19 protein-coding genes and 1 pseudogene are annotated in these 23,884 nt (G+C 64.7%); 12 read left to right on the forward strand and 8 right to left on the reverse strand.

The features are described from left to right. Positions 1 to 214 precede the first annotated feature (214 nt). The 12 genes and pseudogenes from ACQ4W7_RS00505 (at position 215) to ACQ4W7_RS00560 (ending at position 14,273) form a co-directional block, all read left to right on the forward strand. The gene (locus ACQ4W7_RS00505) at positions 215 to 1,489 is read left to right on the forward strand and encodes an amidohydrolase family protein (RefSeq protein ID WP_436527724.1); all 1,275 of its coding nucleotides are present in this window, start codon (positions 215 to 217) and stop codon (positions 1,487 to 1,489) included. Positions 1,490 to 1,576: 87 nt separating this feature from the next. After that, on the forward strand, positions 1,577 to 2,095 hold the full coding sequence (locus ACQ4W7_RS00510; RefSeq protein ID WP_426071482.1) for a GNAT family N-acetyltransferase: 519 nt from the start codon (positions 1,577 to 1,579) through the stop codon (positions 2,093 to 2,095). 8 nt (positions 2,096 to 2,103) lie between these two features. Further along, entirely contained in the window at positions 2,104 to 2,634 is a 531-nt protein-coding gene (locus ACQ4W7_RS00515) for a GNAT family N-acetyltransferase (RefSeq protein WP_436527726.1), read from the forward strand. Between the two features lie 136 nt (positions 2,635 to 2,770). Further along, on the forward strand, positions 2,771 to 4,051 hold the full coding sequence (locus ACQ4W7_RS00520; RefSeq protein WP_426071484.1) for an ABC transporter substrate-binding protein: 1,281 nt from the start codon (positions 2,771 to 2,773) through the stop codon (positions 4,049 to 4,051). A gap of 82 nt (positions 4,052 to 4,133) precedes the next feature. Beyond that, positions 4,134 to 5,024, forward strand: a complete 891-nt coding sequence (locus ACQ4W7_RS00525) for a carbohydrate ABC transporter permease (RefSeq protein WP_426071485.1) — start codon at positions 4,134 to 4,136, stop codon at positions 5,022 to 5,024. Next, positions 5,012 to 5,839 (forward strand): carbohydrate ABC transporter permease, encoded by an 828-nt coding sequence (locus ACQ4W7_RS00530; protein WP_436527729.1) that lies wholly within the window; start codon positions 5,012 to 5,014, stop codon positions 5,837 to 5,839. The genes ACQ4W7_RS00525 and ACQ4W7_RS00530 overlap by 13 nt, the downstream gene beginning before the upstream one ends. Positions 5,840 to 5,852: 13 nt before the next feature. Continuing rightward, positions 5,853 to 6,893 carry an NAD(P)-dependent alcohol dehydrogenase gene (locus ACQ4W7_RS00535; protein WP_436527731.1) on the forward strand — a complete coding sequence of 347 codons (1,041 nt, stop codon included), beginning with the start codon at positions 5,853 to 5,855 and terminating at the stop codon, positions 6,891 to 6,893. A gap of 2 nt (positions 6,894 to 6,895) precedes the next feature. Continuing rightward, positions 6,896 to 7,993 (forward strand): annotated as a pseudogene (locus ACQ4W7_RS00540) (ABC transporter ATP-binding protein); the annotation flags it as partial. Between the two features lie 66 nt (positions 7,994 to 8,059). Next, on the forward strand, positions 8,060 to 8,938 hold the full coding sequence (locus ACQ4W7_RS00545) for an AraC family transcriptional regulator (RefSeq protein WP_426071488.1): 879 nt from the start codon (positions 8,060 to 8,062) through the stop codon (positions 8,936 to 8,938). Positions 8,939 to 8,974: 36 nt separating this feature from the next. Further along, positions 8,975 to 10,450: a xylulokinase gene (gene xylB, locus ACQ4W7_RS00550; RefSeq protein ID WP_436527734.1), complete on the forward strand. Its 1,476-nt coding sequence runs from the start codon at positions 8,975 to 8,977 to the stop codon at positions 10,448 to 10,450. Positions 10,451 to 10,676: 226 nt separating this feature from the next. After that, positions 10,677 to 12,290, forward strand: coding sequence for a methyl-accepting chemotaxis protein (locus ACQ4W7_RS00555; protein ID WP_436527736.1), 1,614 nt, complete (start codon positions 10,677 to 10,679; stop codon positions 12,288 to 12,290). Positions 12,291 to 12,458: 168 nt separating this feature from the next. Then, a complete protein-coding gene (locus ACQ4W7_RS00560; RefSeq protein ID WP_436527738.1) occupies positions 12,459 to 14,273 on the forward strand; it encodes a putative bifunctional diguanylate cyclase/phosphodiesterase in 1,815 nt (604 codons plus the stop codon). On the opposite strand, the gene ACQ4W7_RS00565 is transcribed toward ACQ4W7_RS00560, so the two are convergent. The 8 genes from ACQ4W7_RS00565 to ACQ4W7_RS00600 form a co-directional block, all read right to left on the reverse strand. Continuing rightward, positions 14,264 to 16,714, reverse strand: coding sequence for a TonB-dependent siderophore receptor (locus tag ACQ4W7_RS00565; protein ID WP_436527740.1), 2,451 nt, complete (start codon positions 16,712 to 16,714; stop codon positions 14,264 to 14,266). The genes ACQ4W7_RS00560 and ACQ4W7_RS00565 overlap by 10 nt on opposite strands. 131 nt (positions 16,715 to 16,845) lie before the next feature. Beyond that, positions 16,846 to 17,799 carry a FecR domain-containing protein gene (locus tag ACQ4W7_RS00570; protein ID WP_436527742.1) on the reverse strand — a complete coding sequence of 318 codons (954 nt, stop codon included), beginning with the start codon at positions 17,797 to 17,799 and terminating at the stop codon, positions 16,846 to 16,848. Continuing rightward, positions 17,796 to 18,338 carry a sigma-70 family RNA polymerase sigma factor gene (locus tag ACQ4W7_RS00575; protein WP_436527744.1) on the reverse strand — a complete coding sequence of 181 codons (543 nt, stop codon included), beginning with the start codon at positions 18,336 to 18,338 and terminating at the stop codon, positions 17,796 to 17,798. The genes ACQ4W7_RS00570 and ACQ4W7_RS00575 overlap by 4 nt, the downstream gene beginning before the upstream one ends. Before the next feature lie 11 nt (positions 18,339 to 18,349). Beyond that, on the reverse strand, positions 18,350 to 18,703 hold the full coding sequence (locus ACQ4W7_RS00580) for a DUF3325 domain-containing protein (RefSeq protein ID WP_426071768.1): 354 nt from the start codon (positions 18,701 to 18,703) through the stop codon (positions 18,350 to 18,352). Beyond that, on the reverse strand, positions 18,703 to 20,340 hold the full coding sequence (locus tag ACQ4W7_RS00585; protein WP_436527745.1) for a PepSY-associated TM helix domain-containing protein: 1,638 nt from the start codon (positions 20,338 to 20,340) through the stop codon (positions 18,703 to 18,705). Before ACQ4W7_RS00585 ends, ACQ4W7_RS00580 begins: the two co-directional genes overlap by 1 nt. Further along, the gene (locus ACQ4W7_RS00590) at positions 20,337 to 20,693 is read right to left on the reverse strand and encodes a DUF3649 domain-containing protein (protein WP_436527746.1); all 357 of its coding nucleotides are present in this window, start codon (positions 20,691 to 20,693) and stop codon (positions 20,337 to 20,339) included. The genes ACQ4W7_RS00585 and ACQ4W7_RS00590 overlap by 4 nt, the downstream gene beginning before the upstream one ends. A gap of 2 nt (positions 20,694 to 20,695) precedes the next feature. Next, positions 20,696 to 21,442: a DUF4198 domain-containing protein gene (locus tag ACQ4W7_RS00595; RefSeq protein WP_426071498.1), complete on the reverse strand. Its 747-nt coding sequence runs from the start codon at positions 21,440 to 21,442 to the stop codon at positions 20,696 to 20,698. Positions 21,443 to 21,504: 62 nt separating this feature from the next. Next, positions 21,505 to 23,766 carry a TonB-dependent siderophore receptor gene (locus ACQ4W7_RS00600; protein ID WP_436527749.1) on the reverse strand — a complete coding sequence of 754 codons (2,262 nt, stop codon included), beginning with the start codon at positions 23,764 to 23,766 and terminating at the stop codon, positions 21,505 to 21,507. Positions 23,767 to 23,884 lie beyond the last annotated feature (118 nt).

A 23,884-nucleotide genomic window follows, 5' to 3' on the forward strand; every position in this document is an offset into this window, starting at 1 on the left:
GTTATTTTATTCAGCCCGTGCGGCGCATGCTTGCCCTATTCACGCGCCTGGCAGCATTTGGGGGAAGTTTGCGCACGCGCAAGGTGTTGTCAGCGAATCTATGGCTATGCTTTTGCCAGTGACTGCATTCGTGCACTGCAGCATCTCGAAAAGTGTAAAAAGTGGCAATTAACTGGACGCATCAGGCGCCGTAGTCAACCGAAGGAGCGTCCGCATGGACCTTGTCATCCGCAATGCCAGCCTGCCCGATGGGCGCCGTGCCATCGACATCGCCATCGAGGACGGCCGGATTGCCGCCGTCGGCCCCGCCTTGCCCGTGCAGGGCGCGCAGGAGATCGATGCCGCAGGCGACCTCGTCACGCCGCCGTTTGTCGATGCGCACTTCCACATGGACGCCACGCTCAGCTATGGCTTGCCGCGCGTGAACGCCTCCGGCACTTTGCTGGAAGGTATCGCCTTGTGGGGCGAGCTGAAGCCGCAGCTGACGCAGGACGCCCTGGTGCGACGCGCCCTGCAGTATTGCGACTGGGCCGTGGCGCGGGGACTGCTGGCCATCCGCTCGCACGTGGATATCTGCGACCCGCGCCTGCTGGCCGTGGAAGCGCTGCTCGACGTCAAGCGCCAGGTGGCGCCCTACCTCGATTTGCAGCTGGTGGCCTTTCCGCAGGACGGCATCCTGCGCAGTCCCGGTGCCTTCGATAACCTGAAGCGGGCGATTGCCATGGGCGTGGACGTGGTGGGCGGCATCCCGCATTTCGAACGCACCATGGCCGACGGCGCCGAATCCGTGCGCCTGCTGTGCGAATTCGCCTGCGAGCGTGGCCTGATGGTGGACATGCATTGCGACGAATCGGATGACCCGCTGTCGCGCCACATCGAAACCCTGGCCTTCCACAGCCAGCGTCTTGGCATGCAGGGCCGGGTGACGGGCTCGCACCTGACGTCCATGCATTCGATGGACAATTATTATGTGAGCAAGCTCTTGCCCCTGATGCGCGAAGCGGGCGTGGCGGCGATTGCCAACCCCCTCATCAACATCACCCTGCAGGCGCGCCACGATACGTATCCGAAGCGGCGCGGCATGACGCGGGTGCCCGAGATGCTGGCCGCCGGCATTCCCGTCGCCTTTGGCCACGACTGCGTGATGGACCCGTGGTACAGCCTCGGTTCAGGCGACATGCTGGAAGTGGCGCACATGGGTTTGCACGTGGCGCAGATGACGGGCCAGCAAGCCATGCACGACTGCTTCCTGGCCGTGACGGAAACGCCGGCGCGCATCCTGGGCCTGGACGGCTATGGCATCGCGCCCGGTTGCCATGCGGACTTGCTGATCCTCGATTGCGCTTCCACGGTGGAGGCGCTACGACTGCGCGCGGCGCGGCGCCTGGTGCTGCGGCGCGGGAAGGTGGTCAGTGTAGCGCCGCGCGCCAGCGCCCGTCTGTCGCTGCCGGGCCGTCCCGAGAGCGTCGATTTCCGCCTGGGGCGCTGACGGCGCGGCGCGCGCGCCACTGGACGCCCTTGTGCAAATCCCCGACAATTGGATTTTGCCATTTACTCATTTCAGCCGGAGTTGCCCTTGAAAGAAATTGACATCCGCCCCGCCCAGGAATCCGACTTCGAAGACATGTGGCAGATTTTCCAGGTGCTCGTCGCCAGCGGCGACACCTACACCTTGCCTGCCGCGACCACGCGCGAAGACTGCCACGCTTACTGGTTCGGTCCCGGCGTGCGCAGTTGCGTGGCGACGATGGGCAATGAGCGCCTGCTGGGAATGTACAAGCTGATCGCGAACCAGCCGGGCCATGGCGCGCACGTGGCCAATGCCTCGTTCATGGTCGATCCGGCCGCGCAGGGCGTGGGCGTGGGCCGCCTGCTGGGCGTGCACTGCATGGAAGAAGCGCGCCGCGCCGGCTTTCTGGCGATGCAGTTCAACTTCGTCGTCAGCACCAACCTGGCCGCCGTCACCCTGTGGAAAAAGCTGGGCTTTTCCATCATCGGCACCCTGCCGCTGGCGTACCGCCACGCGCACCTGGGCTACGTCGATGCCTACGTGATGTACCAGCTGCTGACCGATCCGATGCAGTGGCCGGCATGAGCGCTGCCATGACAGAGTCGATGATTGCCATCGAGACGCCCCGCTTGCGCCTGCGCACCGCCACCTTGGACGATGCGCCGTTCTACCTGGCGCTGGTGAATGAACCGTCATGGATCGCCAACATCGGCGACCGCAACATCCATACCCTGGAAGCGGCGCGCGCGGCGCTGGAAGCCGGTCCGATGGCGCAGCAGCGCGAGCATGGCTATTCCTTTTACATCATCGAGCGCCGCAGCGACGGCGCCGGCATGGGCATGGGCGGCATGATACGCCGCGACAGCCTGCCCGGCCCTGACATCGGCTACGCCATGCTGCCCGCATACTGGGGCCAGGGCTATGCCTACGAGGCCGCCGCCGCCGTGGTGCAGCATGCCCGGCACGTACTGGGTATCCCTACCCTGTACGGCATCACCTCGCCGCAGAACCAGGCGTCGATCAATTTGCTCAATAAACTCGGCTTGCGCTTCGAGCGCTTCTCGCGGCTGCCGCCGGCGGGCAAGGAGACGAATATCTATCGCAAGGATTTTCGCCAGCACTGAAACGGCAAATCCGTATTGAAAAAATGAAAAAAAGTATTTAGAAAGCCGTGTCTTTTGTAGTGGTGACGCGGCGGCTTTGTTTTTATAGTTGGACTACCGGTGGCAGAACGCCGGACTATAAAAATGGAGACTCGTGATGAAAATCGTTACTGCTATTGCATGGGGCGGCGTCATGTCCGCCGCCTGCCTGTCGATGCCGTCGGCATCGGCGCAAAATTGCTCGGTGCCCGTGCTCAAGGTGCTGGCGCAAAAAAGCCTGGGTTTGACGGTGATGGAAAAGACCCTGGCCGAGTATGAAAAGAAAAGCGGCACCAAGGTCCAGATCAGCTATTTCGGCGAAAACGACCGCCGCTCCAAGGCCAGGCTCGATGCTTCCACCAGGGCCGGCTCCTACCAGATCTATTACATCGACGAAGCCAACGTGGCCGAATTCGCCACGGCCGGCTGGGTCGTCCCACTGCTCAAATACCTGCCCAAGGAGGCCGACTACGAGGACTTCCTGCCGGGCCGCCGCGCAGTCGCTTCGTACAAGGGCGTGGCCTATTTCGCGCCCCTGATCGGCGGCAGCGATTTCCTGTTCTATCGACGCGACTTGCTGGAAAAGGCCGGCATCGCCGTGCCGAAGACGCTCGACGAACTGGTTGCCGCCGTGAAGAAACTGAATAATCCGCCGCATGTCTACGGCTGGGCGGCGCGCGGTCAGCGCGGCTCGGGCATGAATGTCTGGCGCTGGGCGCCGTTCATGCTGGCCGCCGGCGGCAAGTGGGAAAAGGATGGCGTGCCCACCTTCAATTCGCCGCAGGCCGTCAAGGCGACTACCCTGTACCGCGAACTGTTCAAGTATTCGCCGCCGGGCGGCGCCACCTACGACTGGAGCAATGCGCTCGAAGCGTTCAGGTCCGGCAAGGTGGCCTTCATGATCGAATCGACGCCGTTCGCCGACTGGATGGAAGACCCGAAAAAATCCTCGGTGGTGGACAAGGTGGGCTATGTGCGTCCGCCATCGCCGCTGCCATCGGCCGCCTACGGCCACGGCCTGGCCATTTCCGCCACGGGCGCGAAGGATGAATGCACGCGCCAAGCGGCCGGCAAGTTCATCGCCTGGGCCACGGGCAAGGAGCAGGAGCAGGCGCGCTTGAAGGACAATGTCTTCAGCGACTACAACCGCAGCAGCACCATCGCCAGCGAGTACTTCCGCAAGCACGTCAAGCCGCAGATCCAGGCGGGCCTGACGGACACCACGCCCGTCTCGCGCGTCACCATCTGGCCCAGCCCCGAGTGGCCGGACATCGGCGACAACCTGGGCGTGGTGCTGGAAGAAGTGTTTACGGGCACGCGCGGCGACGTGCAGAGCGCCCTCGACGAAGCCAACGAGTACGCCACAGAAGTGATGCAGCGCGCGCAAAAGAGAAAGTAATCGGCATGCCGTTTAGCCGCCGCCCGTAAAGGCGGCGGCCAGCTTCCCTGTGTCTGAAAGTTCGTTGCGAGAGTCTACTTCTATGCCGCATACCATCCGTAAAAAACGCCATACCTGGCTGCCGGCGGTGTTCCTCACCCTGCCGCTGCTGGTCCTGCTGATACTGGGCATGGTGCCCAGTATCGCCGCCATCAACCTGGCCTTGCAAAACCGCGTGCTGCGCTACAGCGACAGCGAGTACGTGGGCTTTGCCAATTTTCTGCGCCTGTTCGGTGACCGCCGCTTTCTCAATGCCGTGCAGGTGTCGGCCATCTGGGAAGTCGTCACCGTGGCCGGCTCGCTGATCGTCGGCGTGCTGCTGGCCGTGTTCCTGTTCGAGAAGGTCAAGGGCCGCACCCGCGATCTTCTCGCGCTGCTGCTGATCGTGCCGGTGCTGCTGCCGCGCGTGTCGGCCGCCTTCATCTGGAAGTTCATGTATTCGCCTCTGATGGGCATCCTCAACTGGCTGCTGGAGATCGTGGGGCTGGGTGGCAGCGCGCTGCTGTCCGATCCCGCCACGGCACTGTATGCGGTGGCGCTGGTCGACATCTGGCAATGGGGCCTGTTTTTCGGCGCCGTCATCCTGAAGCTGCTGGAGACCCTGCCCACCGAGCCGCTGGAAGCGGCCCGCCTCGATTACGCCGGCACCCTCCAGGTGTATGCGTATATCGCGCTGCCGATGCTGAAGGTGCCCATCATGAGCCTGGTGTTCATCAAGATGGTGGAATCGCTGCGCTCATTTGACCTGATCTACGTGATGACCAAGGGCGGCCCCGGCATCGCCACCGAAACGCTGGACATGTATGCATATGCGCAAGGCATCGGCCTGATGGGCAAGGTCTCGTATGCGTCCAGCATGGCCGTGCTGATGATGCTGGCCACGACAGTCATCTTCACCTTACTCTGGAAGCGAGTCGCCAAATGGGAAAACTGACTGTCGCGCGCGGCCTTGGCGCCGTCACCACCACCGCCGTCACCACGCTGATTGTGCTGGTGGCGCTGTTTCCCATCCTGTGGGCCGTGCTCAATTCCTTCAAGGAGTTGATGGATATCGTCACGCCCGTGCCGCGCTTTTTCTTCAGCCCGACACTCGCCAATTACAAGCAGGTGCTGGCCAGTCCCGAGGTGCTGACGGGCCTGGGCAACAGCGTGGCCATCGTTGGCTTGGCCGTGCTTGCCGGCGCTGCGCTGGGCGTGCCGGCCGCGTACGCGATCGCCCGCTATCCGATCCCGGCCAAGAAGGATATCCAGTTCTTCCTGCTCTCCTTGCGCTTTCTGCCGCCAGTGGCCGTGGCCATTCCGCTGATCTCGATCTGGATCGACCTGGGCCTGTACGACTCGCGCCTGTCGATGGTGGTGACGTACTTGCTGGTGACCCTCTCAACCATCATCTGGCTGTCGATTCCCGCCTTTGCCCGCATCCCGAAAGAGATCGAGGAAGCGGCGGCCCTGGATGGCTACGGCCCTTACCAGGTGTTCTGGTACGTGGCCCTGCCGGTGGCCTCGAAGACCCTGATGGGCGGCATCGTTTTCAGCTTCGTGCTGGTCTGGAATGAACTGATGATCGCGCTGGCGCTCACCTCGTCGAAAAGCATGACTCTGCCGGTGGTGGCGTCGGCCTTTACCTCGATGGGGCAGGAAGTGCCGTGGGGCGTGGTGAACGCGTCCACCGTGCTGCTGGCGCTACCGCCGCTGCTGTTCGTCGGCATCCTGGGACGCCTGCTCAACTCCATGCTCAAACACAAATAAAAAGGACATCATCATGCAAGCACTCGTTTTGGAACAGGCTGAAAAAATCACCTTGCGCGACATCGACATGCCGCTTATCGTCGGCGCGCGCGACGTCAAGATCAAGGTGCACACGGTGGGCATCTGCGGCAGCGACGTGCACTACTTCAAGCACGGCAAGATCGGCCCCTTCCTGGTCGAAGCGCCGATGGTGCTGGGCCACGAGGCGTCGGGCGTGGTGGCCGAAGTGGGCGCGGAAGTCACACATCTGAAAGTGGGCGACCGCGTCTGCATGGAACCGGGCGTGCCGCAGTTCGATTCGCCGGCCACCATGCGCGGCCTCTACAACCTGGACCCGGCTGTGCGCTTTTGGGCCACGCCGCCCATCCATGGCTGCCTCACGCCATACGTGGTGCACCCCGCCTCGTTTACCTTCAAGCTGCCCGACAACGTCAGTTTCGGCGAAGGCGCCATTGTCGAGCCGCTGGCCATCGGCCTGCAGGCGGCCAAGAAGGCGGCCATCAAGCCGGGCGACGTGGCCGTGGTGATCGGCGCCGGCACCATTGGCGCGATGAATGCCCTGGCGGCGCTGGCGGGCGGCTGTTCGCGTGTGATCCTGGCCGACCTGGTGCCGGAAAAACTGGCCCTGTTCGCCGGTAATCCCGCCGTGACCACGGTCGACGTGCGCCATGCCAGCCTGGCCGACACGGTGCGCGAGGCCACCGATGGCTGGGGCGCCGACATCGTTTTCGAGGCCAGCGGCAGCATGCGCGCCTATGACAACATCGTTGACCTGCTGTGTCCCAACGGCTGCCTGGTGCTGGTCGGCATGCCGCCAGACAGGGTGCCCTTCGATATCGTCGCCATCCAGGCCAAGGAAGTGCGCATCGAGTCGGTGTTCCGCTACGCGAATATCTTCCCGCGCGCCATCGCGCTGCTGGCCTCGGGCAAGATCGACGTGAAGCCCTTCATTTCGCGCACCTTCGGCTTTGCCGACGGCGTGCAGGCGTTCGAGGAAGCGGCCAAGGGCCACCCGCGCGACGTCAAGATACAAATTGAAATGGCAGGAGACTAATCATGGCAAATATCGCTTGCAGGCAGTTGCACAAGACGTATGACGAGAAGACGGCCGTGCTGCAGCCGTTCGATCTGGAAATCGATGACGGCGAATTCATCGTCCTGCTGGGGCCATCGGGCTGCGGCAAATCCACCTTGCTGCGCATGATCGCGGGATTGGAAGACATCAGCGGCGGCGAGCTGCTGATCGGCGGCGCCGTCGTCAATGACTTGCCGCCGCGCGAACGCAATGTGGCGATGGTGTTCCAGAACTACGCGCTGTATCCGCATATGACGGTGTACGACAATATTGCCTTCGGCCTGCGCCGCCTGAAGGTGCCGGCCGACGAGATCGAGCGCCGCGTGCGCGAAGTGGCGGCCATCCTCAGCCTGGACAGCCTGCTCGACCGCAAGCCGCGCGCCATGTCGGGCGGCCAGCAGCAGCGCACGGCGATTGCGCGCGCCATGATCAAGACGCCGCAGGTATTCCTGTTCGACGAACCGCTGTCGAACCTGGACGCCAAGTTGCGCGCGCAGCTGCGCGCCGACATCAAGCGATTGCACCGCCGCCTGCGCACCACCACCCTGTACGTGACGCACGACCAGCTTGAAGCGATGACCCTGGCCGACCGCGTGGTGCTGATGAAGGGCGGGCATATCGAGCAGATCGGCACGCCGGCCCAGTTGTACAACCATCCGCGCACCCTGTTCGCGGCTGGCTTCATCGGCACGCCGGCGATGAACTTCATCGACGGCGTGATCGAGAAGGATGGCGAGCGCACCCTGCTCATTTGCTCCAGCTACCGCTGGCCATTGACCTCGCCCCGCTTCGCGGCGCTCAAGCCGGGCACGCGGGTGGTGTTCGGCTTGCGGCCGAATCATTTGCGCGCCGCCACGCCGCAGGATCAGCAGCCCGGCAGCGGCGGAGTGCATGGCCTGGCGTGCGTGATCGACCTGGTGGAATTGCTGGGCGCGGAAGCGCTGATCAGCTTTCAGTGCGGCGCACTGACCCTGTCGGCCCTGCTGCCGGCGAATGCCGCCAACAGCGGGGCGCAGGTGGGGCAGATGCTGGCGCTGGCCTTCGACGAAGAACACATCCATCTGTTCGACGCCGAAACTGAACTGGCACTGGCCCTCGACTGAAGTCGTTAGAATAGGTGACCGAGACTGTGCAAGGGAACTGCCGTGACGCCTGACCTGGAACTGATCCACAAACCGATACACGAATCGTTTCGCGCGTGGGCGCACGGCTATCCGCACGTGGTGGCGAAATGGCATTTCCATCCCGAGTACGAGCTGCATATCATCACCACCTCGACCGGCAAGTTCTTTGTCGGCGACCATATCGGCAGCTACGCGCCGGGCAATCTGGTGCTGACGGGACCGAACCTGCCGCACAACTGGGTCAGCGAGTTGGCTGAAGGCGTGAGCCTGCCCGCGCGCGACCTGGTGCTGCAGTTTTCCAGCGACTTCATTGAACGCTGCGCGTTGCTGTTTCCGGAAATGGCGCCCCTGAAAACCTTGCTGGGCGAGGCGGGCAGGGGCTTGCAGTTTCCCGACGCGTTGGGCTTGCGCCTGGCGCCGCTAATGGCGGAACTGACGACGGCGCAGGGCCCGCGCAGGGTGGAATTGTTCGCGCGCCTGTTCGGCGACCTGTGCGACTGCCGCGAACGGCGTCCGCTGGCCAGCGTCACCTATCTGGCGCAGGCGGGGCGCTACATGTCGTCGACCATCAACCTGGTGCTGGCGTATATCAAGCAGAACATCACGCTCGATTTTTGTGAGCAGGACGTGGCCGACGTGGCGGAGATGAACACGCTCAAGTTCACGCGTTTCTTCCGCAAGCATACGGGCACCTCCTTCATCCATTACGTAAACCAGGAGCGCATCGCGCTGGCCTGCGAACTGCTGATGAATACCGACATGAAGGTCACCGATATCTGCTACCGCACGGGGTTTAACAATCTGTCCAATTTCAACCGCCAGTTCCTGGCCCACAAGCAGATGTCGCCGTCGAAATTCCGCTCCTGCCTGCACATGAACATGCCCGAGTCGTTCCCCTGACGTCCGGCTTTACCCACTTTTATACATGGAACCATCGTGACATATCTCGGTATCGATATCGGCACCTCCGAAGTCAAGGCCATCCTGACCGACGACGCGCAAACTATCCTGGCCAGCAGCGGCGTGACCCTGCGCGTGTCCAGCCCCCATCCCGGCTGGTCAGAGCAAAATCCGGAAGACTGGTGGCACGCCACGCTGGACGTGATCGCGGCCATCCGCAGCGCCCAGCCGGTGGCGTTTTCCGGCTTGCGCGGCATCGCGCTGTCGGGCCAGATGCACGGCGCCACGCTGCTCGACAAGCAGCAGCACGTGCTGCGCGCGGCCATTTTGTGGAACGACACTCGTGCCTTTGCCGAATGCGTGGAACTGGAAGCGCTGGTGCCCGAGTCGCGCGCTATTACGGGCAACCAGGCCATGTCCGGCTTCACGGCGCCCAAGCTGCTGTGGTTGCAAAAATACGAAGCGTCGCTGTTCCGCGCCACGGCCACGGTCCTGCTGCCCAAGGATTACGTGGCGCTGCGCCTGACGGGCGACTGCGTCTCCGACATGTCCGACGCTTCCGGCACCCTGTGGCTGGACGTGGCCAAACGCGACTGGTCCGAGCGCATGCTGGCGGCGACCGGCCTGGGGCGCGAACACATGCCGCGCCTGGTGGAGGGCAGCCACGCCGCCGCGCAGATACGCCCGGCCCTGTGTCAGGAATGGGGCATCGCGCACGCGGTGCTACTGGCCGGTGGCGCGGGCGATAATGCCGCCGCCGCCGTGGGCCTGGGCGTGGTGGAACCGGGCGCCGGCCTGCTGTCGCTGGGCACGTCGGGCGTGCTGTTCGCCGGCAGCGATGGCTATGCGCCCAATCCGGGCCAGGGCGTGCACGCGTTCTGCCATTGCCTGCCCGAACGCTGGCACCAGATGAGCGTGATCCTCAGCGCCGCGTCCAGCCTGAGCTGGGTGGCGCAGTTGACGCAGTCCCACGATATTGGTGCCCTGGTGGCGCTGGCCGAAGGCGTGGAGGCGCGCAAGGCGCCATTGTTCCTGCCATACCTGAGCGGCGAGCGCACGCCGCATAACGACGCCACCGCGCGCGGCGTGTTTTTCGGTTTGTCGACGGAACACGGGCGCGCGGAGCTGGCCTACAGCGTGATGGAAGGCGTGGCTTTTGCCATGGCCGACGGCAATGCGGCCCTGCGCAACGCCGGCACGCGGCTGGAAGAAGCGTCGTTCGTGGGCGGCGGTTCGCGCAGCCGCTTCTGGGCCCAGCTGTGCGCGAATGCCTCGGGCTTGAACGTGTTGCGCCACGACCACGGCGTGGCTGGCGGCACCCTGGGCGCGGCGCGCCTGGCGCAGATGGCGGTGACGGGCTTGCCGCCTGCGCAGGTGTGCACGCGTCCGCCCGTGCAGGAAACGGTGGTGCCGCAGGACTCTGGCGTGCTCGATGAGCGCCTGGCGCGCTACCGGCGTTTGTATCCGCTGCTGCGCGAAGAGTTTGCGGGAGCGGCTGCAGCTGCGCGCTGATGGGCCGGCAAGATTGCCGACCCGATCATGCTGTGAGCCCGGCAATATGGCCAGACAGTCAACCTTCCTATGTAATTTGTTGTTTCTATGCTGAAAGTGTTTCTCTAGCGAAAGCGTCACTTGGTTTTTCACGGAGCACGCTGCATGATTCTCTCACTTGGTGAGAATTGGATAGTTTTTGGCGGCGCTGTTGTTGCCATCCTGTTCTTGCCGCCGGGAGAAATACATGCAACTTGCGAATCTGAAAATCTCCGTCCGCCTGGGTCTGTTGGGCGCCTTTTTCTTTCTAGCGTTGGTATTCGTTGGCGCGCGCGGCTGGAGCGCGCTCGACGCCGCCAGTGCGCGCAGCGCGGACGCCATGCAACGCTCCGTGGCCCTGACGGAAGCGGTCGACGCGGCGCGCAGCGCGCAGGTGGCATTCAAGATCCAGGTGCAGGAATGGAAAAACATCCTGCTGCGCGGCGGCGATGCGGCCGCCTTCCAGCGCTACCGCGAAGCGTTTGTCGCCAGCGGTGCGCAGACGCGCAAGGAACTGGCCGGCCTGCAAGCCATGATGGCCGCGTTGAAACTCGATACAGCGCCCGTGGCGCAAGCCATGCAGGCGCACGATGTGCTGGGCGTGAGCTACCTGGCAGCGCTGCAAAAATATGACGGCGCGCGCGCCGACAGCGCGCAGGCCGTCGATGCGCTGGTCAAGGGTATCGACCGCGAACCGACGCGCCAGATCGATGCTATCGTCGCGGCCATCGGCAAACAGTCGCACGGCCTGATGGCGCAGATGAAGGAACAGGACGCCGCCGCGCACCGCAGCGCCAGCATCGCCATGCTTGCCACCGTGCTGGTGACCCTGGTTGTCGGCACTGCCACCGTATGGTGGCTGATCCGCAGCATCACGGTGCCGCTGGGTGCAGCCGTCGGCATCGCCCAGCAAGTGGCGGCCGGCGATTTGCGCGCCGTAGTGGCCGACAGCGGCCGCGATGAAATCGGCGACCTGCTGCGTGCCTTGAAGGCGATGAGCGGCAATCTGGCCGACATCGTGGGACGGGTGCGGGCCGGCACGGACGCCATCGCCACGGCGTCGGGTGAAATTGCCAGCGGTAACATGGACCTGTCTTCGCGCACGGAGGAGCAGGCCAGCTCGCTGGAAGAAACGGCCGCCTCGATGATCGAGATGACTTCCACCGTGCGGCAGAATAACGACAACGCGGACCAGGCGCGCCAGCTGGCCGGCGGCGCGTCCGACGTGGCGCAGCGGGGTGGCGAGGCCGTGGCGCAGGTGGTGCGGACCATGAGCCATATCAATGCGTCGTCAAAGCGTATCGTCGATATTATCGCCGTCATCGACGGCATTGCCTTCCAGACAAATATCCTGGCGCTGAATGCGGCCGTGGAAGCGGCGCGCGCGGGCGAGCAGGGACGCGGCTTTGCCGTCGTGGCCACCGAAGTGCGCAGCCTGGCGCACAGGTCGGCCGCGGCGGCCATGGAAATCAAGCAGCTGATCGGCGAATCCGTGCGCACGGTGGAAGAGGGCAGCGTGCTGGCCGGCCAGGCGGGGCGCACGATGGATGACGTGGTCAGCAGCGTGCAGCGCGTGAACGCCATCATCGGCGAGATCGCCGTGGCCAGCGTGGAACAGCGCGACGGCATCGAGCAGATCAGCATCGCCATCAGCCAGATGGATGGCGTGACGCAGCAGAATGCGGCGCTGGTGGAGCAGGCCGCTGCCGCCGCGGACGCGCTGCAGCAACAGGCTGCCAGCCTGGCCGACGCCGTCAGCATCTTCAAACTGCATGCCGTTCCCGGCGTGGCCGCGCCAACCCGGAGACTGTCGCTGACCTGATGCGAGTCCGCGCCGCGCCGCTTGATGCCAGTCAAACGGCGCCCGATCAGGCAAAAAGTCCGGCGAAATTCTTATACTATTTCCTTTCCGCATGGATCTGCGCCCGGCCGCATGGCGCGCGTTGCAAAGGAAAACCATGTTCTTTACTTCCCGCTTGCCGGGTGACGCATGACGGCGCTGCTGCTGGCGCTGTGCCTGGGCCTGGCCGTGATGCTGAGCGTGCTGCTGGCCTGCCAGTGGCAGGCGGCGCGCACGTGGCGCTTGCACCATGCGACGGGAGTGGTGCTGCAGGCGGCGCTAGCGCAGCAGATGGCAGATGCGCTGGCGCTGCTGCACGCGCTGCCGGCGGCCGTCATCGGCACCGACCGCGATGGCGTGGTGCGGTACCTGAATCCCCGCGCCAGCGCCATGGGTGGCTTGCTGGGTGACGATGGTCTGGGCCAGCCCGTGACGCAGTTGCTACCGCTGTTCCATGACGGCACGCCCGTCGATGCAGCGCGCCAGGTGCGCGACTGCGTGGCGCGGCAGGAAGTGCTGGAGGTGGCGCGCGGCGCCGTGATGCTGCGTCATCTCGACGGCAAGCGCATCGACGTGCAGTACAGCTGCGCGCCGCTGGCGCAGGGCGGTGCGGTGCTGCTGCTGCACGATGTATCGGCCCGCCGGCGCGCCGAGCAGCAGCTGGAATTCATCGCCCACCACGATGGTCTGACGGGTTTGCCGAACCGGCTGCATTTCCAGATCCGCTTCGAGCACGGCATCGCCTACGCGCGCCGCCACCAGGGCTTGTTGGCCGTGCTGTTCGTCGACATCGACCGCTTTAAATCCATCAACGACAGCCTGGGGCACGACGTGGGCGATCAGGTGCTGACGGAGTTCGCGCGCCGGGTGCAGCAGTGCGTGCGCAAGGTCGATACGGTGGCGCGCCAGGGCGGCGATGAATTCATTATCCTGCTGACGGAATTGCGCACGGCGCACGATGCCGAGCGGGTGGCCGAAAAAATCGTCGCCGCCATCGCCGCTCCCTTCGTCATCGGCGAATACAGCTTGTCGGTGGCGGCCAGCGTGGGCGTGGCCCTGTACCCGGACGATGACGACGATGTCAATGCGCTGATCGAAAAGGCCGACCTGGCCATGTATGCGGCCAAGCGCCACGCGCCGGGCACTTGTTTGCGCTATGCCGCGCGCATGCAGACGCAGTCGTATTCGCGCACCATCCTTGAGACGGCCCTGCGCCATGCGCTCGAACGCAACGAATTCGCCCTGTTCTACCAACCGCGTATGGACCTGAAGACGCGCAGGATTACGGGCGTGAAGGCGCTGCTGCGCTGGAAGCATCCGGAACTGGGATTGATGATGCCGCTCGATTTTTTGCCGGTGCTGGAAGAAAGTGCGTTGATCCTGCCGGTGGGCGCCTGGGTGCTGGCCACGGCGGTGGAACAGGCGCGCAGCTGGATCGCGCAGGGGCAGATGCTGACGGTGTCCGTCAGCCTGTCGGCGCGCCAGTTCTACCAGCGCGATATCGCGCGCAATTTCGCCGCCGCGCTGGAGGCGGCCGGCGTACCGGGGCATTGCATCGAGCTGGAAATCGCCGCCGGCATCCTGATCGAGCGCAACCAGAACTGCGAACTGATACTGCGCCAGTTCCGCCAGCTGGGCATGGCGATTGCCATCAGCGATTTCGGCACGGGCGATGCTTCGCTCAATTACCTGAAACGCTTTCCCACGGATGCCGTGAAGATCGAAAAGTGCTTCGTTGACGACCTGGGCAAGCCCGGTGGCGACAGCGCCATGGTGCGCGCCATCGTGGCGATGGCGCGCACGCTCGGACTGCGCACCATCGCCAGCGGCGTGGAAAGCGGCGAGCAGCTGGAACTGCTGGCCGAGATGGGCTGCGACGAGGCGTTTGGCTACTACCTGGGCCGCGCCACGTCGCCCGAGGGCATCGAGATGGTGCTCAAAAGTAGTGAAGTCATTCAGAACTGATAGCGCAGCGACAGCATGGCGTTGCGCGGGTCGCCGTAATAGCCGCCCATGCCCGTCGAGTAATACTTTTTGTCGAAGACGTTATTCACGTTCAAGGTCGCCACCAGCTGCGCACTGACCTGGTACTGCGCCATCATTCCCGCCACCGCATACGCCTTTTGCGTGAAGCGTTCGCCATTCGGTCCGCGGTCATCCATGTAGATATCGCTTTGCCAGTTCACGCCGCCGCCCAGCACCAGGCCAGGCAGGCCTTGCGCCAGGCGGTACGTGGTCCACAGCTTGGCCATGCCCCGCGGCTGGCTGGTCTGGATGCGCGCGCCGGCGGCATTGCGGATGCGGCTATAGGCATAGCTGGCCGTCAGTTGCCAGTCTGGACGCAGCTGGCCCGATACTTCCGCCTCGACGCCGCGCGTGGTGGCGCCCTTGACCGTGTGGTAGGCGTAGGAGCCGCCGCCCGTGCCGATGATCCAGACATTGCCCGGATCGGCTTCGGCCAGGTTTTCTTGCTTCAGCTGGAAGACGGCGGCGCTGGTGGTGAGCTTGCCGCCGAAGAATTCACCCTTCGCGCCCACTTCGTAATTCTTGCCTTCCAGCGGCGCCAGGAAGCGGCTGTTGACGTCGCGCTGGCTTTGCGGCGTGAAGATGCTGGTATAGCTGGCGTAGGCCGACCAGTGCCGGCCCAGGTCGTAGACGAGACCTGCATACGGCGTGATCTTGCCGTTTTCGCGCATGGCGTCGTGCAGGTCCGTGTCGTTGACATAATCGCTGCGGATGTCGCGCTTCCAGTACGACAGGCGCGCGCCGAGGATCACCGACAGCGCGTCCGTCGGGCGCAGGCGCAGGGTCGAATACAGGCCGCTTTCCTGTTCCTTGTCGTACGAGCTGCCCCGGCGCGTGCCGCTGTAGTCGGGTACCGGCATGGCGCCATTCCAAGCGTGGATATCGGGCACCGTATAGGCATAGCCTTCGAGGAGCCAGCCCGGATAGATGGGGCTATTCGTCTTGAGTTCCGAGGCGCTCACGCCTAGCACCAATTCGTGCTTGCGGCCGAAGGCCTGGAACGGGCCGCTGACATAGGCGTCGAGCGAGGTCTGTTGCGGCTTGCTGTGCCAGTTGGCCAGCCACAGCTGCATGCCGCCGCCCGTCACGCGGTCCGGGTAGCCGTTGCCGGAAAAGCCTTGCAAGGCGTCGTACTGGTTGCTGCTGCGGCTCACGGCCACTTTGGCCATCCAGTCGTTGTCGAAATAATGATCGAGGGTGGCGAACAGCATGCTCTGTTCGCGGTCATACGTGCTCCACGCGGTCGTGCCGTTCATCGAGCGGGGGAAATGCGTCTGCGAGCCGTCGGCATAGAACATGGGAAAGTCGCGCCCCGCGCCTTTCAGCTTTTCCTTCTGGTAGTTGATGCCGGCGCTGAGCACTGTCGATGGCGTCAGGTCCGCTTCGACAATGGCGTACAGCACGTCCTTTTTCTGCTGGTAGCGGTCGATGAACGAGCGCTGCTCTTCATGCGCGGCGACGAGGCGCGCGCGCACCTTGCCGTCGGCCGTCAATGGCGTCGAGACATCGCCTTCGATGCGGTAGCGGTCCCACGATCCCAGCTGCGCGCCGGCGGTGGCGGCAAAGCTGCGGCCCGGGCGCTTGCGCACCAGGTTGACGGCCGCCGACGGGCTGCCCGTGCCGCTGATCAGGCCCGTCGCGCCACGGATGATTTCGACGCGGTCGTAGAGGGCCATGTCGTAGGTGCGCGCTTCCAGGTTCTTGCTGGTCGGGATGCCGTCGGACATATACGAGGTCACTTCGAAGCCGCGTGAAAACACCTGGTCGTATTCGCGCGTGCTCGAGGAATGGTCGACCGTGATGCCGGGCGCCTGCAGCAGCACATCCTGCAATGTGCGCAAGCCCTGGTCGTCGATCTGCTGGCGCGTGATGACGCTGACGGCTTGCGGCGTTTCGCGCAGCGACAGGTTCAAACGCGTGGCGCTGGTCAGGCCCGCGTAGCTCCGCTTGCCTTCCGTGGTGCCGTCGCGCAGGGCGCTGGAGCTGACGGCCACTTCGCCCAGCGTCGCGGCTATCGGCGCGGCGGGCGATGCAGCGCCCGACTTGCGCAGCACGTAGCTACGTTCCCCGATGGGCAGTGCATCGAGGCCCGTGCCGGCCAGCAGGCGGGCCAGTGCCTGATGCACCGTGTAACTGCCGTTCAGGCCCGGCGTGCGCACGCCCTGCAGCAGTTCGGCCGCCGCGCCCACGCTCACCTTCGCCTCGATGGCAAAACTGGCAATGGCGGCAGACAGCTCGCCAGCCGGAAGGTTAAAGGCCGTTTGTGCGGCGGCCGGCGCGGTGGGCAGTTCTGCCGTCATGGCCGGCGCCTGCGCCAGCGACAGCAGGATCAAAGCGCTGCCGATGGCGCGCGCGAGGGGAGTCAAACGGGGTGGGTGCATAGTCTGGCCTTTCTGGTGGAGTGTCGTTGCAAAATGTCGTTGCAAATTGTCTTTGCAAAATGTCGTTGCAAAATGTCTTTGCAATACTCACAGGACAGACCATGGTGAAAAAAAGGGCCAACTTTTCACAATTATTTTTTGCGGGCCGTGAGGGTGACCCAGTACGGGGTGCGGTACAGCACGTCGACGGGCAGCATGCGTGCGAGGTTTTCCAGCACGGCGTTAGTGTCGTCGAGCTGGAAGGCGCCTGACAGGCGCAAGCCGGCCACTTGCGGCTCCACGCGCAGCAGGCCGGGGCGGTAGCGTGACAATTCGGCAGCGAAGGCATCGAGGCGCATGTCCTGTGCCGTCAGCATGCCGCGCGCCCATGCATCGGCCTGCAGCGGCGCCGGCGCGGGCAGGTTGGCGTGGCTGGCGTCGAAGCGGCTTTGCTGGCCCTGTGTCACCGTGCGCACGGTGGCCGAGGGCGCGCGCGGCGTAATTTCCACGGCGTGTTCGAGCACCGTCACGCGGCTGCCATCGTCGTCGACGCGCACGGTGAAGCGCGTGCCCAGCGCGTGGATGCGGCCGTGGCAGGTGGCGACGATGAAAGGGCGGCTGCCCGCGTGGTCGGGGCGCGTCTGTATCAGTACTTCGCCGCGGCGCAAGGTCAGCCGGCGTTCATCGGCGCCATACGCCACATCGACTGCGCTGTCCGTGTTGAGCACCAGGGTGCCGCCATCGGGCAAGGACACTTCGCGCCGTTCGCCCACGCCGCTGCGGTAGTCGGCCAGCATCTCATGGCGCACCAGCAGCCAGGCGGCCGGCGCCGCCATCAATGCCAGCAGCACCTGCATGGCCACGCGACGCTGCGGCCGACGCAGTACGGGCACGGCCAGCGAGGGCGGCAGCAGGCCTGCCGTCTGGCTCACCTGCTGCACCCTGTGCCAGGCGCGCGCATGTTCCGGGTCGAGTGCGCGCCATCGGGCCGCCGCCGCCAGGTCATCCGGCGTGGCCTGGCCCGACTGCTCCAGCAAATACCATTCGACAGCCTGGCGCGCCACCTTGCGCGACAGCAGAGGAGATGGTGGAGCGGCCGCGCTCATGGCAGCATGTCCGGCGGCAGCAGCACGCATTCGGTCAGCGCCTCGGCCATGTAGCGCTTCACGGAGCGCTCGCCGATGCCCAGCTGCGCGGCGATGTCCGCGTACGCATGGCCTTCGATCTGCGCCAGGATGAAGACGGCGCGCACCTTCGGTTTCAAGCCATCGAGCATGGCATCGACCGCTTGCAGCGCCTGCAGGATTTGTGCGCGCTGCTCGGTCGATGGCATATGCTGTTCGGGCAGGGCAGCGAGCGCGTCTTGCCACGCGCGTTCCAGCGACTGGCGGCGCAAGTGGTTGATCAGCAGATGTTTGGCGACTGTCGCCAAATAGGCTTTCGGTGCGCGCAGGGCCGGCGTTTGCGGCTCCAATGGCGCGCCGGCCAGCAGGCGCGCGAAGGTATCCTGCATCAAATCGGCCGCCTCGGCAGCATTGCCCAGGCGCCGCTGCAGCCAGTGTGCCAGCCAGCCGTGGTGTGCGCGGTAATGGCTTTCCAGCTGCGTGGGCAGCAGGGGAGAGGGCGCGAACGGACTGCCTGGCATGGCCACGATAATTACAGCACTGCCAGCGCGATGACGGCCAGCACGGCCGCGCCGCCGATCACGCGCGCCAGGCGCATGGCCTGTTGCGGCGCATAGGGCAGCAGCCAGATCAGCAGCAAGCCGCAGCCCGTCAGGCTGCCGACCCAGTAGACCAGGCCATAGCCGCCGCCGGCGATGTACATGGCCCAGGCCAGGGCGGCCGCCAGCGCCAGCGCGCCCGCCCACTGCAAACGGCGGCGCAGTGGTGCGGGTGGTTCGGCGCCGCGTCCGTGCAGGTCCGCGTAGTGGCGATCCATCGCCAGGCACAGCGACGACAGGCCCGCATAGCACAGCGCGAAGACGAGGAAGTTCGACAGCAGCTCCATCACGCAGCCTCCATCGTTGTCGTCGCCGGCTTGGCCGCGTCCCTTGTTTTTTGCGCTTTCGATGCCTTCACGGGCAGCGGTTTCAATTTGAACGCCGCATACGCGAGGCCCAGGCCCAGCATCAGCACCACCAGGTCGAAGGAGGCCACCGCCACGGGGCCGCGGCCCAGGAACAGGGTCACGCCCAGGTGCGACTCGGTGGTGAAGACGTTCAGCACGGGTAGCGATGCCAGCAGGAAGGCGCCCACGGCCAGCTGCATGCGCCACATCGCGCGCGAGGGACGCAGCTGGGCGATGAGGGCGGCCAGGGCCCAGGCGCCGAAGAAGCAGGCGATTTCCTCTTGCGGGCGCTCTTCCATGCCGACCGGCAGCAGGCGGTTGGCCCAGAAGTAGGCGCCGAAGGCGATCGGGATGCCGGCGATAGCGCCGATGTTGAGTGCTTCGACCAGGCGCAGGCCGAAGCTGGCGCGCTTGCCGGCGGCCAGCGCCTTGGCCTGCTTCTGGCGCGTCTTGACGGCCCACAGCAGGGCGCCCGTGGCGACCATGGCGCAGCCGGCCAGGCCGGAAAGGAAGAACAGCGCGCGCAGCAGCGGTCCGCCGAAATGCGCGACGTGCAGGCCGACCATCACGCCCTGCGTGGCGGCCGCGCCGGGCAGCGCGTCGCCACCGGTCGACAGCAGCTTGCCGGTGACGCCATCGAATTCCAACGACGGCTGTTTCGACGACATGTCGCGTCCGCCAGCACGCGTCAGCGAAATGGTGGCGTTGGCGTCGCCCGGGTGATTCACGGAGATGCGTTCGACCTTGCCGCCACCCCAGTGCTGTTCCGCCTGGCGCACGAGGGGCGCCAGTGGCGTCAGCGGCGCGGCCACGCCGGCCGCCTTGCTGTCGCCCGAGCGGCCGGGGAAGGCTTCGGCAAAGAAGGCATCCTGGTCGCCCTTGTAGGCGGCCGTGGCGCCGGACGGCATGTACAGGAACATCAAGGTGACCAGTCCCGTGTAGGTGATCATGATGTGGTAGGGCAGGGCCAGCACGGCCGTCACATTGTGCGCGTCGAGCCACGAGCGCTGGCCCTTTTTCGGCCGGAAGGTAAACAGGTCCTTGAAGATGCGCTTGTGCGTGACGATGCCGCTGATGATGGAGACGAACATGAACATGGCGCAGAAACCCACGATCCAGCGGCCCCAGATGGCGGACATGTAGTGCAGGTCGAAATGCAGGCGGTAGAGGAATTCGCCGCCCCGCGTTTCGCGCGGCTTCGACAGCACCTCGCCCGTGGCCGGGTCGGCTTTTTCGCTATGAAAATTGCCGCGCCGTCCGCGTTTCTTTTCACCGGGTTGCGATGGCTTGCTCCAGCCCAGCTGCGTGGCGGGATTGCGCTCGCCGGGCAGGCTGATGAACCAGCGCGTGGCGCCCGTGGCCCGCTCTTCCATCGCTTTTTGCGCGACGCTGGCCGCTTCCTCGGTGCTCACTTGGCTGGCGGCGGCGCCGTGCAGCTCGGGCTGCATCCACACGGTGATTTCATTGCGGTAGTAGCTGGCCGTGCCGGCGCAAAACACCAGCAGCAAGATCCAGCAGACGAGCAGGCCGGACCAGGTGTGCAGCCATGCCATCGACTGGCGGAAACCTTCTTTCATGCGAGACTCCAGGATAGTGCATCCATCGACTGCAGGATGGCGGCGATGACGGCGGCGGGGATCGTGAGGCCCAGCCAGGCGCGCAGGGCGCTGCGCGTGGCGAAGACCCATATCACGGCGCAGGTATAGATGGCAAACGACAGCAGGGTGGCCGTCATGACGGCTTCGGAACGGGCCATGGGCAGGCTCACCGACAGCAGCATGGTGACCAGCGCTGCCAGCACGTAGCCGCCAACGATGGCGGCCACGCTGCGCGAAGCCACGCCGAGGCGATAGGCCGCACCGGCGGAGAGCCGCAGGCGCGCGATTTTTTCAGCCGCGCTGGTGGATTCGGTATTGGCTGGGGCTTGCATGGTCAGTCGTGATCCTTGCTCGGTGGCAGGGCCGGGCCGGCCGGCAGCGGCGTCACGCCTTGCGGCTGCAGCAGGCTCAGGGTGGTCACGAACATGGCCTTGTCATAGGCTTGCGCACCGCGCTGGCCGGCCGTCTTGTCCGTGTGCTGCACTTCCAGCACATAGGCTCCCTTCCATGGTAGCGGGAAGCTGACCAGGCCTTGCGCATCGCTCCACGCTTCCTTGCCCCAGCCCGATTGCACCACGGCGTTGACTTTGGCTTGCGCCAGCGGCTTGCCCAGGTAGCTGACCTGGAACTGGCCTGGTTTGCCGGTCGGCACGAGGTCCAGCGTCAGCGCCGGCGCCTGCGCCTTGCCGTCGGCGACCAGGCGCGCGGCCGGCACCCACACGGTGCGCGTGGTCTTGCCATCCTTTTTTTCTTCCCAAGACGGATAGTTGTCTTCCTCGACGATGATGCTTTCGCCGGCGCCCACCTTGCCATTCAGGATGAAGGCGCCGGCCGTCTTGCTCGCCTGCAGCGCCTGCGCTCCCTTGGCCGATATCCATGTCACGTTCTTGATGCTGAACTTGTCCAGCAGGCCAGGCGAGGCTTCGCGCAGGTTGTCGCCGAATTCGCCGAAGTACACGCTGGCTGCCTTGCCGTCCTGCTGCAGCCAGATCTGGTGCGCGCTGGCCGTGCCAGAAGCGATGGCCGCGCCCAGCAGGGCGGTGGCGAGGGCGCCGAGGCGCGCGATGGAAGTGAGGTGCATGGTGTATCCCTTATCTTGTTATGTGAATGGAAAATCGGCCGGGTTCCCAAGGACTGCGTGCGTCAGTACTGGTAACGCAGGTTCAGCGCCACGTTGCGCGGTTCGCCGTAGTAGCCGCCGTTATAGAAACCCACGCGGCGGAAATACGTCTTGTCGAACAGGTTGTTGACATTCAGGCTGGCCGACAGTTTCGGGCTGATCTGGTAGCGCGCCATCAGGTTGGCCAGCGCGTAGCTGCCCTGGCTGACCCGCGTCTTCGTCTTGTTTGGCAGGGTGGCCGTCGTGTAGATCTCGTTCTGCCAGTTCAAGCCGCCGCCGATGGTCAGGTTCTGCAGCTCGCCCGGCAGGCGGTACGTGGTCGAGACGCGCAGCATATTGGTCGGCTGGATGGTGTTGGTCGGCACGCCCTTGGCGTCCTTCGAGCGGTTGTGCGTGTAGCCGGCGAACAGCTGCCAGCCGGTCATCGGGCTGCCCGACACTTCCGCCTCATAGCCGCGGCTCTTCGTGCCCTTGCCCGTTGAGACATAGGGCCGGCTGCCGTCCGGCAGCAAGACGTTCAGCGGCACGGACGTATCTTCTTCACCCAGGTTGTCCTGCTTGGCTTCATACACGGCGAACGAGGCGTTCACGGCGCCGTCGAAGAATTCGCTCTTCACGCCCGCTTCCACGTTGCTGCCCGTGATCGGGTCAAGGAAGGCGTTGTTCTTGTCCTTCAGGTTTTGCGGCTTGAACAGGTCCGTATAGCTGGCGTACAGCGAGGTGCTCTTGCTGACGTCGAGCACCACGCCCGCGTACGGCGTGACGACGTCCTTGGTGTCATACGCGGCAGTGCGTCCCGTGTAGGCATTGCCGGTATCGTAGTTTTCCTTGTAGGTCTTCCATTTGCTCACGCGGGCGCCACCCAGCACCTTGAAGCTGTCCGTGACATTGATGCGGGTGGCGATGAAGGCACCCGTCTGCTGCGTGGTGACGACGCCGCGCGCGCCCGTGTACATGACATCGGGCTCAGGCACGTTGCCCGTCCAGTTGCGGTAGTCGGCGATCTCTTCCGAGAACGGTAGCGGCTTGCGCAGTGCTGCCGCTTTCGTCGTGCCAGTGCGTTTCCAGCCATTGATACCCAGCACCAGGTCATGCTGGCGGCCGAAGAGGGGAAAGGTGCCGTTGGCGGAAATATCCAGATTGTCCTGTTTTTCTTCGTAGGGGAAGGCGCCGCTCCAGACCTTCAATCCGGAGCCGTCGCGACGGGGATATTCCGCGCCACCGAAATACAGCTTGCCGTCCCAGGAGCTGTCGAGGCGTCCGTAGGCGGCCCGGATCTTCCAGTCGTTGGCGAAGCGGTGGTCGAGGTAGACATAGCTGTTCTGGAATTCGCGCTCCCAGCTGCTCCACTTGGCCGCCATGTTGAACGAGCGCGGCATGTTGGCGGGCGTGCCATCGCTGAAGAACAGGGGCGTGGTGCCCCAGCTCGTGCCTTTCGGCGTGTTTTTTTGATAGTCGATGCCGGCCGTCAGCATAGTATCAGCCGTCAAGTCCGCCTCCAGCAGCATGGAGGCGACCACCTTGCGCTCCTTGTAGACGTCAAGATAGGAATGGCGGTTCTGTCCCACCAGCACGGCGCGCCCGCGGATGCTGCCGTCCGCGTTCAACGGTCCGCTGATGTCGCCTTCCAGCCGATATTTGTTCCATGAACCCACCGTCAGTCCGGCCGAGGCGGCCAATGCCTTGCCGGGGCGCTTGTGCAGCATATTGACAGTGGCCGACGGGTCGCCATTGCCGCTGACCAGGCCCGTGGCGCCGCGCACGATTTCGATGCGGTCATACACGGCCGTGTCGAACAGTCCGTTGGCGCCTGAATTGACGGCCACGCCATCGATCTGGTAATTGCCGATGGAAAAGCCGCGCGCTGAAATACTGATGCGTTCGCTATCGAGTTCCTGCACCGTCACGCCCGTCGACTGCACCAGCACGTCGGCCAGGCTGTTCAGGCCCATGTCATCCATGCGCTGGCGCGTCACTACGGAAATCGATTGCGGCGTGTCGCGGATCGACAGGCCCAGGCGCGTGGCCGTGGCCATCTGTTTTGTCGTGTAGGAACCCGTGTTTTCCGTCGCCGCCTTGTCTTGCTGGCCCAGCACCTTGATCTCGCTCAAGGTGGTTTCAGCGGGCGTGGCCGGCGTATCGGCAGCCACAGCCACGCTGCTCCCCAGTGTTGCCGCCAGCAATGCCGAATGCACGGCGATGGCCAGCGGACGCAGGGCAAGGTGGGAAACCGGTGGGGTAAACGGGCCGGCAACCATGCCAGCCAGCGAACGTACTCGCGCCATGAAACATCCTTCTTCTCGTGTGCCCACCGTCGAGCGGCTGGCGTTTTGGTATGGAAGGCTTGCTTGGCGGGGATGCCTGGCTGGCGCAGCGTGTCATCCAGCCGCGCATCCGTCAGGC

The organism is Janthinobacterium algoris (assembly GCF_051380935.1).
Classification (GTDB): domain Bacteria; phylum Pseudomonadota; class Gammaproteobacteria; order Burkholderiales; family Burkholderiaceae_D; genus Janthinobacterium.